Annotated in this window: 19 protein-coding genes and 3 pseudogenes; 11 read left to right on the top strand and 11 right to left on the bottom strand. The window is 63.6% G+C overall.

Going from position 1 to position 18,371, the window contains the following annotated elements:
* Positions 1 to 274: 274 nt before the first annotated feature.
* The 6 genes and pseudogenes from NG698_RS20255 to NG698_RS20280 form a co-directional block, all read right to left on the bottom strand.
* Positions 275 to 733 carry a pyridoxamine 5'-phosphate oxidase family protein gene (locus NG698_RS20255; RefSeq protein WP_252603586.1) on the bottom strand — a complete coding sequence of 153 codons (459 nt, stop codon included), beginning with the start codon at positions 731 to 733 and terminating at the stop codon, positions 275 to 277.
* 13 nt (positions 734 to 746) lie between these two features.
* Positions 747 to 1,610 (bottom strand): universal stress protein, encoded by an 864-nt coding sequence (locus NG698_RS20260; protein WP_252603587.1) that lies wholly within the window; start codon positions 1,608 to 1,610, stop codon positions 747 to 749.
* Positions 1,607 to 2,071 carry a universal stress protein gene (locus tag NG698_RS20265; protein WP_252603618.1) on the bottom strand — a complete coding sequence of 155 codons (465 nt, stop codon included), beginning with the start codon at positions 2,069 to 2,071 and terminating at the stop codon, positions 1,607 to 1,609. The genes NG698_RS20260 and NG698_RS20265 overlap by 4 nt, the downstream gene beginning before the upstream one ends.
* A 243-nt stretch (positions 2,072 to 2,314) precedes the next feature.
* Positions 2,315 to 2,632, bottom strand: a pseudogene (locus tag NG698_RS21850) (DUF5129 domain-containing protein); the annotation flags it as partial.
* Positions 2,633 to 2,650: 18 nt separating this feature from the next.
* Positions 2,651 to 4,345 carry a DUF5671 domain-containing protein gene (locus NG698_RS20275; protein WP_252611994.1) on the bottom strand — a complete coding sequence of 565 codons (1,695 nt, stop codon included), beginning with the start codon at positions 4,343 to 4,345 and terminating at the stop codon, positions 2,651 to 2,653.
* Positions 4,342 to 4,806 (bottom strand): LpqB family beta-propeller domain-containing protein, encoded by a 465-nt coding sequence (locus NG698_RS20280; RefSeq protein ID WP_252603591.1) that lies wholly within the window; start codon positions 4,804 to 4,806, stop codon positions 4,342 to 4,344. Before NG698_RS20280 ends, NG698_RS20275 begins: the two co-directional genes overlap by 4 nt.
* Before the next feature lie 243 nt (positions 4,807 to 5,049).
* Between NG698_RS20280 and NG698_RS20285 the strand changes: the two genes are divergently transcribed.
* The 8 genes and pseudogenes from NG698_RS20285 (at position 5,050) to NG698_RS20320 (ending at position 11,453) form a co-directional block, all read left to right on the top strand.
* Positions 5,050 to 5,994, top strand: a complete 945-nt coding sequence (locus NG698_RS20285) for an HAD-IC family P-type ATPase (RefSeq protein ID WP_252603593.1) — start codon at positions 5,050 to 5,052, stop codon at positions 5,992 to 5,994.
* The gene (locus NG698_RS20290; protein WP_509908530.1) at positions 5,900 to 6,280 is read left to right on the top strand and encodes an HAD family hydrolase; all 381 of its coding nucleotides are present in this window, start codon (positions 5,900 to 5,902) and stop codon (positions 6,278 to 6,280) included. The genes NG698_RS20285 and NG698_RS20290 overlap by 95 nt, the downstream gene beginning before the upstream one ends.
* 35 nt (positions 6,281 to 6,315) lie before the next feature.
* Positions 6,316 to 6,405: a hypothetical protein gene (locus tag NG698_RS20295; protein ID WP_374209957.1), complete on the top strand. Its 90-nt coding sequence runs from the start codon at positions 6,316 to 6,318 to the stop codon at positions 6,403 to 6,405.
* Between the two features lie 173 nt (positions 6,406 to 6,578).
* Positions 6,579 to 6,680, top strand: a pseudogene (locus NG698_RS20300) (cation transporting ATPase C-terminal domain-containing protein); the annotation flags it as partial.
* A gap of 94 nt (positions 6,681 to 6,774) precedes the next feature.
* The gene (locus tag NG698_RS20305) at positions 6,775 to 7,401 is read left to right on the top strand and encodes a cation transporting ATPase C-terminal domain-containing protein (protein WP_252611997.1); all 627 of its coding nucleotides are present in this window, start codon (positions 6,775 to 6,777) and stop codon (positions 7,399 to 7,401) included.
* Positions 7,398 to 10,568 carry an HAD-IA family hydrolase gene (locus NG698_RS20310; RefSeq protein WP_252611998.1) on the top strand — a complete coding sequence of 1,057 codons (3,171 nt, stop codon included), beginning with the start codon at positions 7,398 to 7,400 and terminating at the stop codon, positions 10,566 to 10,568. Before NG698_RS20305 ends, NG698_RS20310 begins: the two co-directional genes overlap by 4 nt.
* A 322-nt stretch (positions 10,569 to 10,890) precedes the next feature.
* Complete coding sequence (locus NG698_RS21855; protein ID WP_308216225.1) at positions 10,891 to 11,136, top strand: hypothetical protein; 246 nt, start codon at positions 10,891 to 10,893, stop codon at positions 11,134 to 11,136.
* Between the two features lie 104 nt (positions 11,137 to 11,240).
* Entirely contained in the window at positions 11,241 to 11,453 is a 213-nt protein-coding gene (locus NG698_RS20320; protein ID WP_252603605.1) for a hypothetical protein, read from the top strand.
* Positions 11,454 to 11,601: 148 nt separating this feature from the next.
* Here the strand turns inward: NG698_RS20320 and NG698_RS22005 are convergent, their stop codons facing one another.
* A complete protein-coding gene (locus NG698_RS22005; RefSeq protein ID WP_374209958.1) occupies positions 11,602 to 11,901 on the bottom strand; it encodes a hypothetical protein in 300 nt (99 codons plus the stop codon).
* On the opposite strand from NG698_RS22005, the gene NG698_RS20325 reads away from it, so the two are divergent.
* Positions 11,845 to 12,027 carry a hypothetical protein gene (locus NG698_RS20325; protein ID WP_252603608.1) on the top strand — a complete coding sequence of 61 codons (183 nt, stop codon included), beginning with the start codon at positions 11,845 to 11,847 and terminating at the stop codon, positions 12,025 to 12,027. The two genes, NG698_RS22005 and NG698_RS20325, sit on opposite strands and share 57 nt — an antisense overlap.
* A gap of 115 nt (positions 12,028 to 12,142) precedes the next feature.
* Here NG698_RS20325 and NG698_RS22010 read toward each other — a convergent pair whose 3' ends face one another.
* Entirely contained in the window at positions 12,143 to 12,388 is a 246-nt protein-coding gene (locus NG698_RS22010) for a universal stress protein (RefSeq protein WP_374209959.1), read from the bottom strand.
* Between the two features lie 307 nt (positions 12,389 to 12,695).
* On the opposite strand from NG698_RS22010, the gene NG698_RS20335 reads away from it, so the two are divergent.
* A complete protein-coding gene (locus NG698_RS20335; protein ID WP_252612002.1) occupies positions 12,696 to 15,500 on the top strand; it encodes a cation-translocating P-type ATPase in 2,805 nt (934 codons plus the stop codon).
* Between the two features lie 105 nt (positions 15,501 to 15,605).
* Here the strand turns inward: NG698_RS20335 and NG698_RS20340 are convergent.
* The 3 genes and pseudogenes from NG698_RS20340 to NG698_RS20350 form a co-directional block, all read right to left on the bottom strand.
* Positions 15,606 to 16,421 (bottom strand): annotated as a pseudogene (locus tag NG698_RS20340) (alcohol dehydrogenase catalytic domain-containing protein).
* A gap of 693 nt (positions 16,422 to 17,114) precedes the next feature.
* Positions 17,115 to 17,363 (bottom strand): hypothetical protein, encoded by a 249-nt coding sequence (locus NG698_RS20345; protein ID WP_252603897.1) that lies wholly within the window; start codon positions 17,361 to 17,363, stop codon positions 17,115 to 17,117.
* Positions 17,364 to 17,365: 2 nt separating this feature from the next.
* Positions 17,366 to 17,536, bottom strand: a complete 171-nt coding sequence (locus NG698_RS20350) for a hypothetical protein (protein WP_252603895.1) — start codon at positions 17,534 to 17,536, stop codon at positions 17,366 to 17,368.
* 83 nt (positions 17,537 to 17,619) lie between these two features.
* On the opposite strand from NG698_RS20350, the gene NG698_RS20355 reads away from it, so the two are divergent.
* Positions 17,620 to 18,231, top strand: a complete 612-nt coding sequence (locus tag NG698_RS20355) for a TetR/AcrR family transcriptional regulator (RefSeq protein WP_252603893.1) — start codon at positions 17,620 to 17,622, stop codon at positions 18,229 to 18,231.
* Positions 18,232 to 18,371: the final 140 nt, after the last annotated feature.

Consider the following 18,371-nt stretch of genomic DNA (forward strand, 5'->3'; position numbering starts at 1 on the left):
CCGTCTTCACCTGCCCGAAGCCTGGCCCTGGAAAACACCATGGCAGGCCTTGTCCGACCACCTCTACCCGCCGCCGCGACCTGCCTGACCCCCGTCAACCCAGTCGCACGGCGCGACCAGAACAACCAGTGGAACACTCAAGGGGCAGCGAGGCCCGGCACCCCAGCACGCCCTTCGCCCGCACAACGAGCCGAAACCGAATTCAGCTCATCCGCCCAGGCGGATCGGTGGATCAAGGCTAAACCTGGCGTGACTTCCCCTGTCGCCGGGACGTTTATTTCCGTGCTGAGTCCAGCGGTGGCCACCAGCCGGACGGGGGATTGATGACAAACCGACGGCCGCTGACCTCCGTGGGCGTTACACGCACCAGGTGGTCCTTGCTTCCCGCCTCCCAGGGTGACAGCCCGGCGTCGGCTGCTTCCCGGAAATCCTCCTGCGTGCCCACAACCTTGGCAGTCCCCTTGATGATGACGCTCCATGCGATGGTTCCGTAGCTATTCAGGCCGTCGGCTTCCAGCGCGACCGGACTTTCAGCAAGCACCGCATCCAGTTTGGTACCCGGGCCCGTACGGAAGACGACTGTCCCATAGTCGGGGACGTAGTTCACGGGGAAAATTTCGGGCCCGCCAGCCGTTGTTACGGCGACCCGGCAGACCGAAGCCGAACGGAGGTATTTCCAGCAGTTATGTATGTCGAGGACTTCTGTTTCCGGTCCTGAGCCGTTGCCTTGCATGCTGGGGCTCCTCCTACTTGTGCTTCCTGCGTTGGATAGGGGTGATCACGGCAGGGCAGGGCAGATGCGTCAGAACCGCGTGGGCCGTGGAACCGAGCAGCAGCCGTTTGAACCCGCCCCGGCCGCGGCTTCCCACCACGAGCAGCCGCGCGGCTGCCGCGGCCTGCACCAGCGCCTCCGCCGGTTCCTTTTCGCTTTCCAGAATCTTGTGCACCACAAGGTCCGGGTAATCCTCGCGGAGCCCGGCCACCGCTTCGGACAGAACGATCTGCTCCTCTTCCTCAATCAGTTCGGCAAGGCTGCTGGTCGGCAGGCCGGCCTTGACCCAGCGGTTGGGGCCGCTGAAGGCGTACAGCACCGTAAGCTCCTGGCCCTCCCTGTCTGCCTCCGCTGCAGCGAACGCAACGGCCTGGGTGGCTTCTTCCGAACCGTCCACGCCCACCAGTACTCCGCTTCGGCCTTCAAGGTCATGCATTCCGACGACGGCGACGGGACACTTCGCCGCGGCGGCGACCTGCAGGGCCCGATCGGTGAGCGAACCACCCAAATGGGTGCCGCCGGAGCCCACCACAAGCATGGACGCCTTGGTGGAGTACTTACCCAGCGCGCCGGCGACGCTGCCTTCCAGGAGTTTGGTGGTGATCTCAATCGGGACGGTGCCCCTTACGCGCCCGGCAGCGGCTTCCAGCAGTTCTTCGCCCTTCTCCACCAGCATCGCGGTCCACGGGATGGGTTCGGCCACCCAACGGTCGTCAACAGCGTGCAGAATGATCAGCGGCAGGCCGGCGCGGGTAGCCCGGTGTGCAGCCCACTTCACGGCTGCCTGGCTTTGCGGAGAGTCGTTGGTGGCGACCGCGATCGGTTTAGACGTTCTCACGGCTGGTCTTCCTTTTTGTCTGTGTCGGGGCTATGAACAACTAGGACGGGGCAGTGCGCGTGGGCCACACAGGCTGAGCTGACGGACCCCAGAAGGAGGCCTCCGAATCCTCCGTGGCCGCGCCTGCCAACAACGATCATGTCCGCGTGGCGGCTGGCGTCTATAAGTGAGTCCCTGGGGTGCCCCCGGACGACGCGTGGAATGACGTTCGGCGGAATCTCCTGCCCGAAGGCCTGTTCCATGGCTTCGTTGAGGATCATCTCCACACGCTCCTCGAAGCGGTCTATGCCCATTGCCACATATCCTGCGTAAACCTGCGGATCATCCCAGAAAACGGTGGCCAGCACTTTGGCACCAACCGGGACAGCCAGCCGCTGGGCCTGCCGGAGGGCTTCCACCGAGGCCTCCGATCCGTCCACCCCCACAACGAATCTGGCATCCTGCAATGTTGACTCCTCCATAACCGCTTCCCTTCGTATGCCTGCTTGCTGCCTCCAGCCTGCGGTGTCGGAAGGCGGACCTCTAGGGCCAAAAGTCACCTGGAAACTTGAGGAACTGCCGGAGCCTGAAAAGCTTCCCCCGCTGCTTCCAATTTGTGGTTCCGCCGCCGCCCCTGCCTGTGCTGACACTGCCGACGCCGGTGCTGAGGCCGCTGCAGTGGCAGCGTCACCTTGACCGTGGCGTTTGCTGAGCAGCTGTTCCAGACCGGCGAGGTCGCTCCGGAACGGCGAGAGTTGGCGGTCCCATGCACTGGGCCAGGCGTACGAGCGGTTCAACAACGCATTGCTGTCGGCAATGACGTCGTCAAGGGCGTCCAGTTCGGCGGCCGCGTCTACATACTCCCGTACAAGCTTGAGGTTCGATCTGCGGCTCAACGCCTTCGGTGTCAGGGCATGGACCCGGTTCGAGAGCCCGGTAGTGGTCTGGTCACCGCCCGCACTGTCAACCACGCGCCGGCGCCCAGAGCGGCGGCCGCGCCGGTCACCCACGCCATGATCAGGAACGCGGCGGACCGGTACCACGGCTGGTTGATTCCACTTTCATGTTGTTTCCAGGGGAATTACCTCGATCGGAGTCCCCTGGCCGGTAGTCGGACCGACCACCAGCAGAACGCGCTTGGCCGTGACACCGGAAAGTGCGTCGAGCACCCGCCGGACCAGCTCAGGTTCCTCCGACGGGTCGCCTTCCGCCGGCAGCGCTTCGCGTTCCGCGTCGGCACGCGTCCACACGGCGACTTTGGCGCCGGTCGCGTCGGTGATGGCTTTGGACAATGGCTCCGGGAAGGAGGCGGTCACCAAGGTGACCTGTTCGATGGTGTGCGCCTTGGCCGGGGATGCCGCCGCCAGGAGGGCGTGCTCGCGCCGCCACAGGGCAAAGTGATACGCGGCAACGAATCCGGCGGCTACCAGGAGCCCGAGCGGCGCGCGGATACGTTCCAGGACGCTGCCTCCAGTCACATCACCTAGGAGGAACTCGAAGAGCCGGTATCCAATCACCAGAAGGGCGATGAGCGCCACCACGGCACTAATGCCGAAGAACACAATGAGGTAGACGCGCCTGCCGGGAGGAATGGCATCCGCGGTTTGCGGTTGCCCTGCCGGCTTCCAGGCCTGCCACCAGGCCGGACCTCCCACAACGAGGGAACTGATACCACCCAGCAGGAGGGTGCGCGTGCCGCTCCCCGCAAGGGGTGAAACCGCCATGGCAAGCGCTGCATTGATGACCAAGCCAATGCCGGAGGCCGCTGCCGCCAGGGCAACCCCTGATGTCACCAGCTGGCTCGCACGCCGGGTGGCAACAGAACGGTGAGCCCCGCTGACGCGGTGATAGCGCCACACCAAGGCGCCGATGGTAGCACCGGCGAGAGCCGGAGCCAGCGGGGCCAGCAGCTCGCTTATCGGGTCACCCCGGTCGAATGCCGTTCTCAGGAGCACAAAACCCACGACGCCGGCGCTACCGAGCGCTGTGATGCCCGCAGCGAAGATCCCCACACCAATCAGCGCCACATCCACCAGGGCGGTCTCCAGTTTGCGTCCGCCGCCCCTGAACCAGTGCCACCACCACACGAAAATTCCGCCGCCTGCCCAAACCAGGGCCCGGAGCACGGACTGCCACCACGCCTCCGTACCCGGGGTCAGGCTGGTGTAGCCCCGGATCGCGACGTCGAGCAAGCTACCCAAGGCGGTGATGGCGGCAATCGCTCCCACCAGCAACCCGAAAACCGAACCGATGACGGCAGGGACGTCGTCGAGATTAACGGGATGCTTGACGGCGTGCCGCCACATCCAGCGGTGCCAGAACCATACTCCGGCCCAGACAAGCCCAACGGACAAAGGCGAATACCACTGGGGTTCCAGCTGGCCGATAAAGGATGCCGCCATCCCCAGGAGGGCCGTGACGAAGACGATCAGGGAGACCGCGTAGACGGCGGCAAGGTAGAGGCCCCACCCCGCTGAGACGCGCTCCGCGCCGTCGTCGAGCCTTTTCCAGACAACCCACCACAGGAGGGCCGCGAGCGGCCCTCCGATCAGCGTGAAGGCAAGGGAGCGGGCAAGTCCGGCCACATCAGTGGATACCAGCACTGCTCCCGTGCTGAACAGGCGCTCCAAAAGGCCGCTTAGCCCTATTGCCGCGATCACCACCAAGGCGAACAGCAGTACGTAGAGGATCAGGCGGCGGAGGGTGAGTTGGGCGGAACGTGCCGCTGACCACGTCGTCGAAACCTGGGAGTTCATGGTTTCACGGACGATCCTGCGCAGGATAGAAGCTGGTACGGTGCCTGGTCGACCAGCCATCTGCCTTCGGTCTTCACAAGGGAGAAGCGGTCCTCCATCTCGTACTCGGATGGTCCGAACGGGCCGCCAGGACCTGAACCGACAACCGAGACTCTCACGACTGCCGTGTTGTCCCTCTCGGTGGTCGAGATCAAGACAACCCGGGTGGGCGGCGGGCCGCTTTCCTGGTAACCGCGGCACAAGGAACTGGCCGCTTCCGTGAGGTAGGAACTGGCTGTGGCCATATCGCCTTCGATGACGGCGGTGCTGTACCGCTGGACGACTCCCTGGGGTGTCGACTCGTCCAGAACTTCTGGCTCCCCGCGGGTGAAAACGACCGCCAGCGCGACGATCACCAACAGGGCTATCGCGGACACGATTACAAGGAGAATCCGGTCCGGCTTTCCCGCCGCAGCGTTCATGCCGTCAGTATGGCCTAAAAACAGCCCCCTTCGTATGTGTCTTCCGCCCTAGTTGCATTTACCCACGGAGGTTGGTGACGGGATCCGGCTCCTTCGGCCCCGGCTGTTGTTCTGTCCGGATCATGGAGGGGGGGTCCAAAGCCCCTTCAACGCCGGATCGGGAGATGACTTTCCTTGGGCAGCAGGTCAACTTCGGATGGGTCGCGGCCGCGCGGTCGTCACCGGGACGGCCATGAAACCGAAGTGGGCGCCATTGCGGGCATGCTGGAACGGACCGAGTCCGAGCCGACGCCGCTACAGAAGGAAATCGCGGGGGTCAGCAAACTGCTGGGCATCACGGTGATAGTCATCGCGGTTCTGGTGATGGTGACCATCGTGCTCATCAACGAGGTTTCGTCGCTGGCGGATCTGGTCACCGTGCTGCTGCTGGGTGTCTCGCTGGCGGTGGCCGCGGTGCCCGAGGGGCTCCCGGCCATCTTGTCGGTCGTGTTGGCCATCGGTGTCCAGCGGATGGCCAGATGCAATGCGGTCGTGAAGGAACTCCACTCGGTGGAAACCTTTGGCTCCGCCTCGGTCATCGCCTCGAACAAGACCGGAACATTGACAAGCAACGAGATGACGATCGGCCGGATCGTCACCGCATCGGGGCAGATCGAGCTCACCGGCGCCGGGTACCGGCCCGAAGGCCAGATTCTGCAAGGAACCCGTGAAGCCAGCGATCCGGTGGTACTGCAGGAGGCCCGCATGGTCCTGGCGGGTGGCTCATTCGTCAATGATGCACAGCTGATAGAACACGACGGCCAGTGGCAGATCCAGGGCGACCCGACGGAAGCTGCATTCCTGGTTGCTGCCCGGAAGCTGGCGGGGGTTACCGAACGCGTCGGGGAGTTCGAACGGCAGGGCGAAATCCCGTTCACCTCAGAACGGAAGCTGATGTCAGCGCTGGCGTGCCACAAGGAGTTCGACGAACTCGACCTGGTCACCAAAGGTGCCCCCGATGTCCTCCTGGGGCCCTGTACGGATGCAGGTGGGGGCGGACATTGTCCCGCTGGATGGGGCGCTGCGCAGCAAGGCCCTGGCCGACGTCGAGGCTCTGTCGGCGCAGGCCTTCCGCGCCCTGGGCGTGGCCTACCGCCGGTACGGGGAGCAAGACCGTCACGAAGCGGACGTGATCGACGAAGCGGATGAGAACGCCCTCGTCTATCTGGGCGTCGCCGGCATTATTGGCCAGCCCCGTGCCGAAGCGGCGGCTGCCGTGGCGGAGGCCCGTCGTGCAGGCATCCGCGTGGCGATGATCACCGGTGACCACCCCGTAACCGCCGCCCGGATTGCCAGCGATCTGGGTAATTGCGAACCGGGGGACAAGGCACTGACTGGAGCCCAGCTCGATGAACTCGACGATGCGGGGCTGCGTGCCGTCACCGGCTCCACATCCGTCTACGCGCGCGTGTCCTCGCCCAACAGCGTCAGGTAATCGATGCGTTGCAGGCGCAGGGCAATGTCGTTGCCATGACAGGAGACGGCGTCAATGACGCCCCGGCCCTGAAGTCCGCCGACATCGGCATTGCCATGGGCTGGGCATCACAGGAACCGAGGTGACCAAGGAAGCTTTGAAGATGATTCTCGGCGACGACAACTTCGCCACCATCGTCTCCGCGGTGCGCCAGGGCCGGGTCATCTTCGACAACATCGAAAAGTTCCTGCGCTATCTTCTCTCCTCCAATATGGGAGAAGTCTTCACGGTCTTCCTCGGCGTGGTCTTCGCCGGCACCATGGGTTTGGCAGGTGCAGGCGACGAGGCAGTGGCGCTGCCGCTGCTGGCCACCCAGATTCTGTGGATCAACCTCGTCACCGACTCCGGGCCCGCGCTGGCGATAGGAGTGGATCCGGAAATAGACGACGTGATGGCGCGTGCGCCGGGGAAAATGACCGACCGCAATCCTCGGGCGGCGGCTGTGGACCGGCATCGTGGCCGTCGGCTTGGTCATGGGCATCGTGACGCTGCTGACCATCGACATCTTCCTGCCCGGCGGTCTCGTCAACGGCAGCGACTCCCTGGACGTGGCCCGTACCGCCGGGTTCACCACCTTGGTCTTCGCGCAGCTGTTCAACGCCTTCAACTCACGTTCCGTCACAACCAGCGCGTTCCACCGGCTTTTCGTCAACAAGTGGCTGTGGGGCGCCGTCCTGCTCGCGGCTGTACTTCAGTTCGCCGTGGTGGAAGGCCCGCTGCTGCAACAGGCCTTCGGGACCGCGTCCCTGGACGCGGCCCACTGGGCGGTCTGCATGGGCATGGCATCCACCGTGTTGTGGTTCGACGAACTCCAACCGGTCAGCCCGGCGGAACCACAGGTGGTTGACAAAAACTTGTCCGTGAAGATCCGGATACGGTCAATGCCAGTCAAGGATTCCGTGACTGCTGTGCCTGTCGGCGTTCGGGTGTTGGATGGTCATCCATTGATGAAGGGCATCATGCTTGCGTCTAGCGGAGGGCAGAATGGCCTCGGTTTCGTTGATCCTGACGTACCAAGGTGTGGTGACCGGATCCAATGCCACTGGCCGCTAGTTCTGATGGCTGGTAGGGATGAGTCATGACGGATTCACCTACGGCCGCTGCCGCTTTGTCGCCTTTTGACGTTGTGATCTTTGACCTGGATGGCGTCGTAACGGACACGGCCGCTGTGCATGAGGCAGCGTGGAGGGACCTCTTCAATGAGGTGTTGAAGGACCGCCGCGTCCCGCCAAGGGCACGGAGGGAGCCCTTCAGCAGCAGTGATTACCAGAGGTATGTGGATGGCAGGCCCCGGGAAGACGGTGTGCAAGCCTTCCTGGGTTCCCGCGGCATTGAACTGCCTATGGGTGACGCCTTGGATCCTGCCGGCGGATGGTCGGTCCGTGGCCTGGCTGAGCGTAAGAACCAGCTGTTCAGGGAGCGGCTGGGACGTGAGGGTGTGGTGGCCTTCCCGGGAACGGTCGCACTGCTTGAAAGGCTGCGGTCGGGACGGGTTCCTGTGGCCCTTGCAACATCAAGCCGGAACGCGTCCGCTGTCCTGGCAGCCGCTGGCCTGTCCAATGCTTTCGACCTGGTCATGGATGGTGCCATTGCCGGCGAGTTGGGCCTTGCAGGAAAACCCGACCCGGCATTATTCCTTGAAGTCGTGCACCGGTTGGGGATCCCTCCTGCCCGCGCCGTGGTGATCGAAGATGCCGTCGCCGGCGTCGAAGCGGCACACCGAGGGGGATTCGGGCTCGTCGTTGGGATAGACAGGGTTTCTAGCAGGAGGGCGGAGCTGGAGGCGGCAGGTGCCGACGTTGTGTTGAACGACGTGAGCGAGCTGGATCTGGGACGTGTTCTCACTGACCCGTGGCGCCTTGTGTATGAAGGTTATGATCCGGCCCACGAAGGGCACCGGGAAGCTTTGACCACGCTTGGGAACGGGTACCTGGCCGTGCGTGGGGCTGCCCCGGAGGGCGGAATGAGCGAGGTCCGTTATCCGGGCACCTACCTCGCCGGTGTCTACAACAGGTTGGTGAGTACCGTGGAAGGCCAGGCCGCGGAAGACGAACACATGGTCAATATCCCCAACTGGCTGGTGCTGGACGTCCGGCTGGACGAGACGCACTGGTGGTCCCGGGGCGGGTTGAAGATCCGCCGTGAGCGGCGTGTGCTTGACCTGCTTCGGGCCACTCTGCGGCGGGAAGTCGTGCTGGAGGCAGATGACGGCCGGCGGCTGGAGGTGGTTCAGCGCCGGTTCGTATCGATGGCCCAGCCTCATCTGATGGCGCTGGAGACAGTCTTCACTGCCAGGGGCTGGAGCGCGTCCGTGAGAATCCGCAGCGGAGTGGATACCGGGGTGACCAACGAAAATGTGCCGGAGGACGCGCTTCTGTCCCACCATCATCTGGCCGTACTCGAGGTGTCCGGGCCAGCAGAACCGACCCCGGTGATAGAAGTTGAGACGAGCCAAAGCCATATCAGGATCGCAACAGCGCTGCAGACCCGGGTTTCCGGACAGGCAGGCAGCGGCGCGCCCGATGAAGAAGCGGGATTGTATTACCGCTCCTTCGACGTCCCGCTGACGGACGCCGTGCCGCTGATGGTGACCAAGATGGCAGCAATCGTGACTTCCCGCGACCGCGCGTTCTCCTCACCGGCATCCGGTGCGAGGTCGGTGCTCAGGGCCAGCGGGCAGGGCTTTGACGGCATGCTCTCCGAGCACGAGAACGCCTGGGGAAGATTGCTGCACTTGTTCGTCGTCACCATCGACGGGAGCCCCCAGGTGCAGCTGATCCTGAATCTCCATGTCTTCCACCTGCTGCAGACGCTGAGCCCGCACACGGCTGAACTGGATGCCGGTGTGCCCGCCCGCGGGCTGCACGGGGAGGGTTACCGCGGGCACATCTTCTGGGATGAGCTCTTCGTCCTGCCCCTTCTTACCTCACGGATGCCCTCCGTTGCCCGCTCCCTTATTGACTACCGCTGGCGCAGGCTGCCGGCGGCCCGGGAAGCGGCGGCCGCAGCGGGGTTCCGGGGGGCCTTGTTCCCGTGGCAGAGCGGCAGCGACGGCAGGGAAGAGACACCCCGTTGGCTTTTTAGCCGGCGGTCCGGCCGTTGGGTGCCGGACTATTCCCATCTTCAGCGGCATGCCGGCCTGGGCGTGGCCTTCAACGCATGGCAGTATTTCCTGGCCACGCAGGATCGGGGCTGGCTCTTGCATCATGGCGCCGAGCTGGTTGTGGAAGTGGCGCGGCTCGTAGCCTCCATGGCCGAATACGACGACAAAGAGGACCGCTTCCATCTTCGCGGAGTCATGGGCCCGGACGAATACCATACAGGCTACCCGGACAGCCCCGGCGGGGGATTGAATGACAACGCCTACACGAACGTGATGGCTGCATGGGTCTGCGAACAGGCCCACGAGATCATGACGATGCTTCACGGCCACGACCTGGAGGATCTACGGGGACGCCTGTCCATAGATCCGGCAGAGATGGAAGCCTGGCTGCGCGTCAGCCAACGGATGTTTGTACCGTTCTTCGGCGGAGGCATCATCAGCCAGTTCGACGGTTACGAACACTTGCAGGAACTCGACTGGGCGCACTACCGGAACAGATACAAAAACATTGAACGCCTCGACCTGATTCTGGAAGCCGAGGGCGACAGCACCAATCGGTACCGGCTGGCCAAACAGGCTGACGTGCTGATGCTCCTGTATGTCCTGGGCGAGAAGGAGCTGATGCTCTTCCTGGCCCAGCTGGGTTACACCGTCACCGCGGACCAGCTCGCGGCGACAGTGGACTACTACCTGGCACGCACGGCCCACGGCTCCACCCTAAGCCGCGTGGCCCACGCCTCGGTGCTGGCAGCCATGGACCCGGACCGGGCCTGGAGAACTTTCCGGGAAGCGCTCACCGCCGACCTTGACGACACGCAGGGAGGCACCACGCACACAGGTATCCACCTTGGCGCCATGGCAGGAACGATCGATGTGATCCAGCGCAGCTTCGCCGGTCTGAGGATCACCAGGGATGCCCTCCTTTTCGCCCCAAAAATGCCAAAAGAAATAAAGTCAGTTTCCTTCCGTGTCCGCTACCGGGACCAGTTGCTCGAAGTCAGCCTCGACCACGGCACCTTGACTGTTTCCGCAGCACCCGGAGACGCAGCCGCTGTCTGCGTACGTGTCGGTTCTGACGAGGTCCATTTGGGCGCGGGCGAGATGCGGAAGTTCGTGCTGCACGAAACGGGCACCGCGGCGGGCTGAACCCGTGGCGTTCCGGGGGTAAGCCTACCGCCCTGTAGGATCTGCGCGGTTCCTCGAACCGGTGCTGTTGGACGCTTCGATGAGCGGGCAGGAGCTACGCTGAATCATGAGCGAGCAAAAGCCACCTGGCATGCCCTGCACAAGTCATCCCTGACCAAGGGGGAGCGGGCGGCCGACTATTTGCACGGTATGGGCAGCTGGCCTTTCGTGGGCGGATTCATTCTCTTCATGATCCTATGGTCCGCCGTCAACAGCTTCGCGATGGCTGGCCGTGCCTGAGATCCTTACCCCTATATTCTGCTGAACCTGTTTCTGTCCATGCTTGCCGGTCTCCAGGGGCGCGATCCTCCTGATCGCCGCCAAACGCCAGGATGCCATTGCCTCGGCCATGGCCCAGCACGACTATGACACCGACATGGCAGCGAAAGCCGAAATTGAACGGCTGACGAAGATCAACGAGCAGCAGCTCGTTCCGGGGCCCGCCCGTACAGAAGGCTGGTCTGAATTTCCAGACCGGGGGCTTCGTCCTTCGCCAGGGGAGGCCCTCGTCAAGGGCAATTTCGCCTGACGGTGCCGTCACTGTTCCTGCTCGCGATCTGCCCGTTCTGGTTCTTCATGACTTTTTCGGTGGTGTACGGTGGAAATGCGCGGTCAAGTTGGGACGATGCAGGTATGAGCGCGAACACGGGACGTCGTCGGGACCGATCCGCCACTGACGACGAGGAAGAACCTGAGCAGAGGGCCCCTCTGGTCGATCACCGAAGGCCGCCCACGAACCAGATGCGCACAGTGGGCCAGCGCCGCCGGGATTCGGAAGAGAAGCTGGAGCACCACCAGCGCGAAGCCCGGAGCAAACCGAAGGACGAGACCGCAGCCGGACAATAACTGGACGCAACCCCGGAAGGCTGCGCGGCAGCACAGCGCGTTCTCCCTGCTAGAGCACGGCACTGCTTTTTACTACAAGAACGGAGTCCTCCCCGGCGGAACCGAGCGGGTGATCAGTGTCGGGCGCTGACTGCTACACAGGAGGACTTCACCGGCGACCGAGCGCACCAGGGCTTTCAGTCCTCCCTGGCCCCTGCAGCCGATGACCAGCAGCAGGGCGCCCGGCTGCCCTGAGCAAGGCGTCCGCCGGCGGCCTGCCGGTATCAAGAACGGGGTGCACGTTCAGATCGGGATGGTTCCTGGCCGCGCCGGCGACGGCTGCGGAGAGCACACCGCAGGCAACCGTGGGCTTCCCAGTCGGGCCCTCGGAGCCTGTGGCTGAGGGTGCGTCATGGCCCACGCAAGTGTGGACCAGCGTCAGGTCCTGGCGAAGCTGGTGCGCTTCCATGGCTGCCCGTTCCACCGCGATGGCCGAGTCGGTGGAACCGTCGGTGCCGACATGACACCGGTCCTCCCGTCTGGACCGTCCGGCGGGACCACGGCCACTGTGCAGTCGCTGAGGATGGCGGTCTGAAAACTGACCGATCCGAACCCCTCACCGTGCTTGTCCGGTCCTCTGTCCGTTCCCAGGACGATCATGCCCGCATCTTTGGAGAGGGCCCGAAAGGCCGGGACGGTCTCACCCGTCCTCAAGGTCGTGGTGACTGTGATCTCCGGATCCTGGGCCGATAGCCGACGAGCCTCCTCGGCCAGCAGCTCCGCCCGTGGTTCACGGCCTCCAGATACCGGCTTGCATGTTGGAAGAACCCAGAAGTCGGAACGACGCGCACCAGATTGAGGAGGACATGAAAATGGGCGGCCAGGGTGGCGGCCCATTCCGCGGCAGCGCTGCCCGCAGGAGAGTCGTCGACACCGACCACGATCTGGCTGTTCACGATTCCGTACCCTTCGGCGAACTTGCGGACGATAAGTCCAAAATCCCCGCCCTATCCGTCGCAGCCCAGAGGCGGAACATCCTCAGCATGGTTCCCAGGATTGGAATATTCCTGACCATGTCCTCAAGGTCGATGCTTCGGCACTGAACAGTGGCCGGGCCGCGGCTGTTTCGATGCAACTTCCAACATTCGTGGGTGCCGAGGTTTTAGGTCTGGTTGGGCAAAAGACTGCATCCTTTTTTGTCCTATACGCTGGGCCTCGCAGGATGTATGTCCCGCGGGCCGGTTCGTTGCGAGGAGTTTTCCCATGGTTTCCAGCGATTCCCGCACTTCACGAGCGAGTACCTCCCCAGCGTCCCGTTCCGCCGGGCAGTCGTGGCACACACTGTCGGCGGTCGACACCGCAGCGGCCCTCCGGACAGACCCTTCTGTTGGGCTGACCACAGCTGCAGCAGAATCACGGCAGCTGGAGCACGGGCCCAATGTGCTGACTGAGGCCAAAAAGAAACCTGCATGGAAAAAAGTACTGCGGCTTCTGGCGGAGAAGATGACTCTCCTGCTGGTCGTTGCCGCCGCAGTGAGCGCCACGGTCTCCCGGGAATGGGAAACGCCCGTCGTGATTCTGGCGGTCATCATCCTCAACACGGTTCTTAACTACGTTCAGGAGAGCCGGGCGGACAGCAGCCTGGAGGCGCTGCGGAAGATGACTGTGGACACGTCCCGGGTGCGCCGGGACGGGGGCGTGCAGGAAATTTCCAACTCCGAACTGGTGCCAGGAGACATTGTGCTGCTGGACGCCGGCGATTCGGTCCCTGCGGACGGCCGACTGATCGAGGCTGTGAGGCTGCAGGTTGCCGAAGCCGCGCTGACCGGTGAGTCCCAGCCCGTAGACAAGACCACCCAGATGCTGACCGACCCGGATCTTGTCCTGGCGGACCGGACGAACATGATTTTCACGAGCACCGACATCAGCCGTGGGCGCGCCGTCATGGTGGCAACGGCTACCGGAATGGACACCGAGATCGGCGGCATCGCCTCATTGCTCGGTAGCGCTGGAACCGAGAAAACCCCGCTGCAGCGGCGGATCGATCAGCTTGCCGGGACGCTGACGATCGTCGCCCTCGTTGTCGTCGCCATCGTCTTCATACTCGGATTGTCCCGGGGCCAGCCCTGGTCCGATCTGCTGATCACCGCAGTCTCCCTCGCAGTAGCCACCATCCCGGAGGGCCTGACCGCCGTCGTCGCTTTCACTCTGAGCATGGGCGCTTCTCGGCTCGCCCGGCGCGGAGCCATCATCAAGCAGCTATCCGCCGTCGAAACCCTCGGCAGCACCACCCACATAGCAACGGACAAGACCGGAACGCTGACGCTCAACGAAATGACCGTACGGCGGCTGCTCGTCGCCGGACGCAGCTTCCGGATCACCGGCAACGGCTATTCGACAGACGGCAAAATCCTGAGCAGAGATGGCGGCCCGCCTCCGGCGATGACGGACACCTTCCTGTCCATGGCGTTGTGCAACGATGCCTCGGTGAAGGACGGCGAACTCGTGGGAGATCCTACAGAAGGCGCACTCGTTGTACTCGCCGAGAAGGGCGGGATTGACGTCGAGGGTGCCCGAAAGGAGCACCCCCGTGTGGCTGAAATCCCGTTTGATTCGGACTACAAGTTCATGGCCACCTTCCACCGGCAGAACTTCACCGGCGGAGACACCGCTCCCGCCCGCTTCCGCTGCTTCGCTAAAGGAGCACCCGGCGTACTGATGGAACGTGCCGATTCCGTCCTGACCGACACGGGGATCCGCCTGCTGGACGACGCTGACCGCCAGCGGATCCATGAGGAGGTCCAGGCACTGGCAGGGGAAGGTCTTCGCACGCTGCTAATCGCCGGGCGCCGGCTCGATTCGAACCTGCCGCAGGACCCCGAGGAGCTCCGGCTCACGGCGGACCGGTTGACGGTCTACGCCGTGGTTGGAATTGTCGACCCGCCGCGCCCCGAGGCCGCCGCGGCAATCGCCACGGCACGGGAGGCCGGGATCGAGGTCCACATGATCACCGGAGATCACCTGGTCACGGCCTCGGCTATCGCCGCTGGCCTGGGCATCCGCGGCGAGGCGGCGGCCGGGACTGACCTGGACCGGCTCGATGACGCACAGCTCACCCGCCGCGTCGCGGGTTATGGCGTGCTTGCCCGGGTCGCCCCGGAACATAAGATCCGCGTCGTCAAGGCCCTGCAGGACGGCGGGAACGTCGTGGCCATGACGGGCGATGGCGTCAACGACGCCCCGGCACTGAAACAGGCAGACATCGGCATCGCAATGGGTATCACCGGAACCGATGTGTCCAAGGGCGCGGCCAGAATGATACTGACCGACGACAATTTCGCCACCATTGTCATCGCGGTAGAGATAGGCCGCGGGGTCTACGCGAACATCATCAAGTTCGTGAAATTCCAGCTGACAACGGCGTGGGGCTTCGTTCTGATCTTCCTCACCGCCGGTGTGCTCGGCTTGGCCGGTGGCGCGCCGTTCACCGCCTTGCAGATCCTCTGGGTGAACATCATCATGGATGGGCCTCCCGCGTTGGCGCTGGGTGTTGACCCGGCGGAGCCGGACATCATGAAGCAGAAACCGCGGCCCGTTGGCGAACCATTGCTGACCAGAGACCGTCTGCTGCGGATCCTCGGTCTCGGCACGGTCATGGCTGCCGGGACCATCGCCGTCCTTGTGCTGGCTCCCGCCCTGTTCCCGGAGAACACAGCGGACCCGGCCCTGCCAACCACCCTCGCGTTCACTACCTTCGTCTTTTACCAGGTATTCAACCTGCTCAACGTGCGCTCAGACTCAGCCTCTGTTTTCTCCAGACAGACCTTCACCAACCGCAGTATCTGGGTATCATTGATCGCCGTGATCGTGCTCCAGATTATGGTGGTGAACCTGGAAGTACTGCAGGGCCTATTCGACACCACGGCCATGAGCTCAGCCCAGTGGGGGCTGGCCCTCCTCGTGGGTTCCTCGGTTCTATGGGCAGAAGAAATCCGCAAGACGATTATCCGGCGGCGCAACCGCCGACAATCCTCGCCGACGCCGACAGGCCCCGGGCGGCGGTCCTGAAGCACCCTACCTGCCCGCGGTAACAGAGCACGCCGCGGCTCCAGCGTCCCTTCCTAGGCAGGGTGGGGGCCCGGGGTTTTGGTTGTGAACTTCTTCGGTGATGCTTCAGGCGTTGAGCATCACCTTGAGCGCCTTTGTTTCGGCGGCCCGTGAAAAGGTGTCGTATGCCTTTTCGATGTCATTGAGATCGAACGCGTGACTCACGAATTGGTCGACGGGCAACTTCTTTTGCGCGACGAGCTTGAGGAGCGTACCAGTCGTGTTGGTGTTCAGCAGGCCCGTGGTGATGGTGATGTTCGAGATCCAGAGTCTGTCCAGCGGCAGGTCCACACCCTTGCCGTGTACCCCGGCGTTGGCGACGGCGAGCCCGACGGTACCGGCGCCGATCACGGCGATGACATCACCGGGCTTGACAGCCCCGTACTGCACGCCGATTTCGCAGCCTGTGGGCAGGATATCGGACAGCAATGTTCCCGCTTGGGGGCTGACGCTGTCGGGGATTTTGTAAACGGAAGTCTCTTAGTACGGGACGCGCACGAATTCGGCCTGTGTCCCGTCGATGAGGTGCCCGAGGATCCAACCGATGCCTGGGGCGCCCTCTTCGCCCAGGCAGTGGGAGTAGACTCCCTGTCTGCAGTAGTCGAGATGCCCGCAGGCAGAGATGCACGAGATGATTACTCGGTCGCCGATCGTGAGGCCTGCAACTGCGGATCCGATTTCAGTGATCGTGCCGACGCCCTCGTGCCCGAGGATTCGACCGTACTCGACTGCTGGAACGTCGCCTTTGAGGATGTGCAGATCAGTGCCGCAAATGGTCGTAGTTTCGATCTTCACGATGATGTCGGTCGGCTTCTGAATCCTGGGATCGGGTACGTCTTCCCATGCCTTCTGGCCGGGACCGTGATAAACAAGCGCCTTCATCGTCATTCCTTCGATCGGCCAAGGCGCTCCCACCTGAGAGCTGCGTTCGGCGGTATTCCCTGATCCAAGGCTCACACTACTGAACGAGATCATGAACTGCTCGTCCTGTCAGGGAAAGAATGGCCGCTCCTGGCAACGAGAGGCCGGCAGTCACGCCCCCGAGTGTTGCGATATTCGTCAGCCCAGCCAATCCTAGGTGCCCCGCCGGCCTCCAGGCAGTTGGGCCGCGACGCCCTCTGAGGCGCGATGCGGCTGCTGCGCTCGATTCATAGAATCCACCGGCTGCGCCACGTTCAGGTCCCGGGCCGGTGTGACCATCCAGACTGTGAAGTAATTGGGCGGGATCCGCAGGTCCATGCCGGAACAGGCCGGTGATTGTCGGGTGGAGTTGGCCACGGTCGATGAACTGGAAGCCTGGACAGAATGTCCCATCTCCGATGAGGACGCGGACGAGCTGCTGCATCACCGGTTCCGGATCATTCATCACCTCAGTAAGACTGCCACGCACCTGCTCGAGCGAGGGGAGAGCGAACTCCGTCCTGATTCCTTCCGAGGTCTCGTCGCTGATGGGTTGCCAGTTCAATCTCACCGCGGCCCAGTACCCGTCGGCGATGGACTTCCAGGAGCCACTGGCTGGAGAGCGGATCGCGGCGCAGCGTGAACGTTCGCAGCGCGAGTTCGAAGCCAGCCGTGTTATCTGCCCTCCCACTTGGTACCGAGACCCTGAATGATTCCCGAGAGCAGGGACGCAAGGCTCAGCGGGAAGATGACCATCCAGCCGATGAGGTTCATCCCGAGGTAGGCAGCGCGGACCAGCTGCGCGTCAGCGGATGTCAGCCCTGCAACGGCCATTACCAAGAATCCAGCGACAGCACTGAGCCAGCCCACGGACGAGATGATGTGGATGGTCAGCGCAGCCTTGCGGACTGCGGGGGGCAGCACCTTCAAGGTGTGTGGTTCATGGCCATTCCGCCGCTGAGGTGTGTGACCGCGAAGGTCACCACCAGTACAGCTGCGGCGATAAGGAATCCCTTCACCCACAAGGGTGTCTTGTGACGCGGGGTTTCTCCGCTGTCAGTGGGAGATGTGTCGGGGTTGGAGTCCAGGTTCGTCATGGCTCTCCTTCGATTGGCTTTGTAAGACAGTATGTATTGAAAGCGTCAGCCTGTCCATTGCGCGTCACGTTGTATGATTCGGCATGCCCAAGCTCTGGAACGCGACCATCGAGACCCACCGAGATGCTGTCCGGGGGGCCGTTTTGGACGCCGCCGCTCAGCTGGTGGCCGGCCAGGGCGTCGCCGGGGTGACGATGTCCGCGATCGCCCAGGCAGCAGGGATAGGCCGTGCCACCTTGTACAAGTATTTCCCGGACGTTGAGTCCATCCTGCTGGCCTGGCACGAGCGCCAGATCCAGGCCCACCTCACAGAGCTGATCCAGATCAGGGACCGGACTGTGGGGGTCCGGCAGCAGCTTGAAGCTGTGCTTCATGCCTATGCTTTCCTGTCGCACTCCGGCCACGGCGATGCCGAGGCAGCAAGGCTGCACGGGGGCGGACACGCTGGTCTGGCCCGGCAACACCTCCAGGGTTTCCTTGCGGGACTGCTTCAAGAGGGCGCGGACGCGGGCGTGTTCCGCACTGATGTGGCCCCGGGGGAGCTGGCGGCCTTCTGCCTTCATGCCCTTGAAGCTGCAGCAGGACTGACCTCCCACGACGGCGTGCTCAGGCTGGTCAAAGTCACCCTTGACGCCTTGCAGCCTGCCCAGCCCTCGGGCGCCCCGAGAAGCGGACACCAATCCCACACGCCTTAGCCGGCGGCCAGAAAGACCCGCAGACCGCTTCGCAGTGGAGGCAGGCATCGGCGCAGATTCGGCAGGACGGGTGCATCCCGTGGTTGTGTCTCATAATTGCGGCGTCGGTAGGACGGATGAAAGCGGTCCCACCTAATCTG

The sequence above is a fragment of the Pseudarthrobacter raffinosi genome (assembly GCF_023913735.1).
In the GTDB taxonomy this organism is placed as follows: domain Bacteria; phylum Actinomycetota; class Actinomycetes; order Actinomycetales; family Micrococcaceae; genus Arthrobacter; species Arthrobacter raffinosi.